The following is a 3754-nucleotide window of genomic DNA, read 5'->3' on the forward strand; positions in this document are numbered from 1 at the left end:
CGAAGGTGTTGGGCAACCTGCTGAAGGCGTATGCGGGGATGCACTTCGAGTACGACGCGCGCGGGAATCTGGTGCGCAAGCGCACGCCGGCGGGGGAGCAGGAATACGAGTGGGACGAGTTCAATCGCTTGCTGTCGGCGCGGGTCGCGGAGGCGTCGCGGCAGAGTCAGTCACGGTATTTCTATGACGCGTTCGGTCGACGGATCGCTAAGGAGGTGAACGGCGAGCGGACGGTGTTCGGGTGGGATGGCGACACGCTGGCGTACGAGAGCGATGGCGAGCGCGGCACGCACTATCTGTACGAGCCGGGAACGTTTGTGCCGCTGGCGCAGTATATGGCGGAACCGGTTGAGGGAATCTCGACGCCGGAGTGGAAGAGTACCGACCGCTACGTTCCGGAGGATGATCCGCTGCAGAAGATGCCGGAGCGGCGGGGTGACGCGGTGCTGTTCTATTACCACTGCGATCAGATTGGGACGCCTCAGTTGCTGACGGATGACGACGGAGACGTCGTGTGGGAAGCGTCGTATAAGGCGTGGGGCGAAGCGCGGGAGGTGATTGCGCGAGTGTCGAAGGCTGCGGGTGTCGTACCGAAGAACCCGTTGCGGTTTCAGGGGCAGCAGGTTGATGAGGAGACGGGGCTCACCTATAACCGACACAGGTACTACGATCCGAATTCAGGTCGCTTCGTGTCAAAGGACCCGATCGGTCTCGCGGGAGGCGACAATTGCTATCAATACGCACCGAACTCGACGGGATGGATCGATCCACTTGGATTGGCTCGTTGTCTAACCTCGAGAGCAGCTCGTCGCGAAGCAATGCGGCAGGCAGGTATTCCGACGAGCCAACAACCAATCAGTCAATCAAAGAACGCATCTGGCCGGGAGTATCGTTATGAAATTCCACAAGGAGGTGGAGGAAAAATTCAGGCCACTGTCCAGCAACAAACGATGGATGTGAGCCACCTTGACGATCCCCACTGGGAGGCGGGCAAGGTAAAGATCGATCCAATCAGCGGCGACACGCGGATGAATGACTATGGTCGACCTAAAATAGCTAATCCGAAAGGAAAGGCTTATTACGGGGGGGGCCAATGAGCGAGAACCATGTGAGTGAGTACCGGAAGGAGCTTCTTTTCAGGAGGGCCAGCGGAAAGAAGATTTTAGGCACGTACCTTTCCAAGGTGGCGGTGTTATTTCCATCTCTTGCTCGTCCACAATTGCTATCCCTTGAGGAGACGGATTCAATTTTGGATAGATTAAGAATAACTTGTGCTGATCTTCGGCAAGAAAAAATCCGGATTCCTGCGGGAGAGCTTCATTCTCAATTGGCAGATATTCGGAATTTCGGGGGCGGTTTTTATGTTTTGGTCGACGAGGATTGGAAATATTGCGGCTTGCTGAAGGTGGGGGCGATAGAAATTCTGAATGTGGTGGTCGAGTTTGGAGGTGGGATATTGAATGATCTTGTTTTTATATCGACTGACATGTCATTGGTTGTTGATTTCGATTTTTTTGAGATGAATGGGCTTAAATTGATAGATGTAAAAAAATGGTGTAAATAGAAGTGCAAGTGAGCAGGAATACGAGTGGGCGAATTCAATCGCTTGCTGTCGGCACGCGTTGCGGAGGCGTCGCGGCAGAGTCATGCAGGTGCTGACGATGAATCAACGCAATGAAAAACTGAAATTGGTCACGAAAATAATGGAGTTCATCGAAGCGCAAACCTATGATCCGGAAATCTGTGCTCGATATGTCTATCTCAAGTCGCTTGATGCTAGGGCATATCGCTATGGTGATAAGAGGCTCGACACGCTGCTCGACACGATTGGTGGGATGAGTGCGGGAGAGGAGTTCGTCTATTCAAAGACTGAGCTTCTAGAAATGTTGAAGGCGTACTTGTCAGAAGCGTAGAAACGAAAGGCTGCTCGAGCGGCTCCCGGTATATATGTTGGATGTCGAGGTTGGGGGGGATGGAAATCAAGTACGACGGAATCGACCATTTGACCGAGCAAACGGGGGCGACGGCATGATGATGCGCTATGAATACGATGAGGTGGGTTTACGGATCGCGTCACATTGAGGAAATTACTCAACGCCCCGCAGCCAAAGGCGGGCTGGCACCTAGCGATTGGCGCAATGCGACTACGACGCGGGTGGTGTTCTGCGCCCAGGCACCGTGCTTTTCGATTGGGAGAGTGAAGGAGCGCGACTTATAGACGGGGCTGCACTATAACCGGTGTTGGTGAGTCTCAAAGGCTTGACGCTTGGGGAGAGGTGAGCTCTAGGCTGCCCACCTGAAGTCGATGATTGAGTAATCTCCACGAGGCCGAGCGATACATATGTCATCAGCCAGCGTCGTCCGGTCTCAGTCAGGCTCGATTTGCATCTGCTGGACAGCCAGCTGACGCCGCTGGCGTTGCGGCAGGCTGTTTGTTTGCTCGGCCAATTAGATTGTTGAGTGGCGATTATTCTAGAAATGCGTTGAAAGAATTTAGATCGGATTTCCCCATTGACCGGCAGGATCGCATGGCAGAGGTGAACGCCTCAAAAAATGGAGAGTGCAATCTGTGACTCCATCAGCAGTCGATCAGTATCTAGCTGGGTCTACTGGTGACATCGCCAGGGAAGGGGGCGTTCAATTGCTGTTGTGCCTAGGAGGTCGGAGAAATGTTATTGGAAGAGCCAGTGGTCGAGAATATATTGACCGCGCTTCGTGAGAAATTCGAGTCGTACGACACGACGAATATCTACTCTCAATATCTTGAAATTAGGGATTCGATAGGCGATTGGAAATTTTCGTCCGGTGACTATTTTTCATGTCTTCCATATGAAGAGCAGCGACAGGGTTTCTCCGCGCCAAAGTTGCTCAAGAAACGCTATGAGAGCGTCGACGAAGCACGTTGGCTAGGAAAGTACAGCGCAGGCTTCCGAAATGGGCGGCATGTCGTGACAGTCATGCCAGGTCAAAAGACCATTCGAGCGCTCGGTGCAGATTTGTACAGCGAAGACGATGGTGTAATCGATGTGTGTAGTATCACGCATAAGGGGATTGATAATCCGGAGAAGGTCACGTCTCGCGTGACGGGTATTGCTAGAATGAAACCGCTTGGTGAATCTCTCAAGGTTTACGTCGCTGTTGGTGAGGGTGGGGCATTTTCGATTTATCTTTTTGAATACTCGGTGGATGAAAAGCCGAAAACTGCGCTAGCGTTCTCGAAAGGATGGACGGGCGAGTCTCGGTGGGACTTCCATTATGGGTCGTCCGGCGAGTTAGATCGAATCACAGCCGGCCCAGCGACACTTTGGGCACGCGCGTAGTTGACTCTTTGCTGATAGCGCTCTGCGGCAATCTGGTGCGCGGACACCACGTCTAAGATTTGTTCGACGATCGACATTGCCCGCGCCGCTCGCCGAGGAGCGATATCGCTATGACGCGGCCGGGCAATTGTCGCGGATCGAGGACAGTCGCAAGGGCGGGACGGACTATCGATACGATCCGGTCGGGCGGCTGATCGAGGCCACCAGTCCGGTCGCGAAGGAGCGATTTGCGTTCGACCCGGCGAGCAACATCATCGATCCGGTGCGGTCCACCGAAACGCGGGCCTCCCGTTCGAGCCCGGTGCGGCCGGAAAGCACGTTGCCGGTCGAGGTGTCGAAGGTGTTGGGCAACCTGCTGAAGGCGTATGCGGGGATGCACTTCGAGTACGACGCGCGCGGGAATCTGGTGCGCAAGCGCACGCCGGCGGGGGAGC

4 protein-coding genes and 1 pseudogene are annotated in these 3754 nt (G+C 54.3%); all 5 read left to right on the plus strand.

Translation table 11 applies throughout. The annotated features are described in order from the left end of the window. Window positions 1-1097, plus strand: a 1097-nt coding sequence (locus PL79_RS35900; protein WP_328592094.1) for an RHS repeat-associated core domain-containing protein, incomplete at its 5' end; no start/stop codon positions are given. Continuing rightward, window positions 1094-1564, plus strand: a complete 471-nt coding sequence (locus PL79_RS35905) for a hypothetical protein (RefSeq protein ID WP_135801215.1) — start codon at window positions 1094-1096, stop codon at window positions 1562-1564. The genes PL79_RS35900 and PL79_RS35905, both read left to right, overlap by 4 nt. Window positions 1565-1661: 97 nt before the next feature. Further along, a complete protein-coding gene (locus PL79_RS35910) occupies window positions 1662-1913 on the plus strand; it encodes a hypothetical protein (protein ID WP_044845997.1) in 252 nt (83 codons plus the stop codon). Window positions 1914-2669: 756 nt separating this feature from the next. After that, a complete protein-coding gene (locus PL79_RS35915) occupies window positions 2670-3320 on the plus strand; it encodes a hypothetical protein (protein ID WP_135801216.1) in 651 nt (216 codons plus the stop codon). A 61-nt stretch (window positions 3321-3381) separates the two neighbouring features. Beyond that, window positions 3382-3754, plus strand: a pseudogene (locus PL79_RS35920) (RHS repeat-associated core domain-containing protein); the annotation flags it as partial.

The sequence above is a fragment of the Burkholderia sp. USMB20 genome (assembly GCF_000949135.2).
In the GTDB taxonomy this organism is placed as follows: Bacteria; Pseudomonadota; Gammaproteobacteria; order Burkholderiales; family Burkholderiaceae; genus Burkholderia.

Coding starts and splice junctions, on each gene's coding strand:
- PL79_RS35905 (WP_135801215.1), top strand. CDS start 1,094: ATGAGCGAGAACCATGTGAGTGAGTACCGGAAGGAGCTTCTTTTCAGG.
- PL79_RS35910 (WP_044845997.1), top strand. CDS start 1,662: ATGAATCAACGCAATGAAAAACTGAAATTGGTCACGAAAATAATGGAG.
- PL79_RS35915 (WP_135801216.1), top strand. CDS start 2,670: ATGTTATTGGAAGAGCCAGTGGTCGAGAATATATTGACCGCGCTTCGT.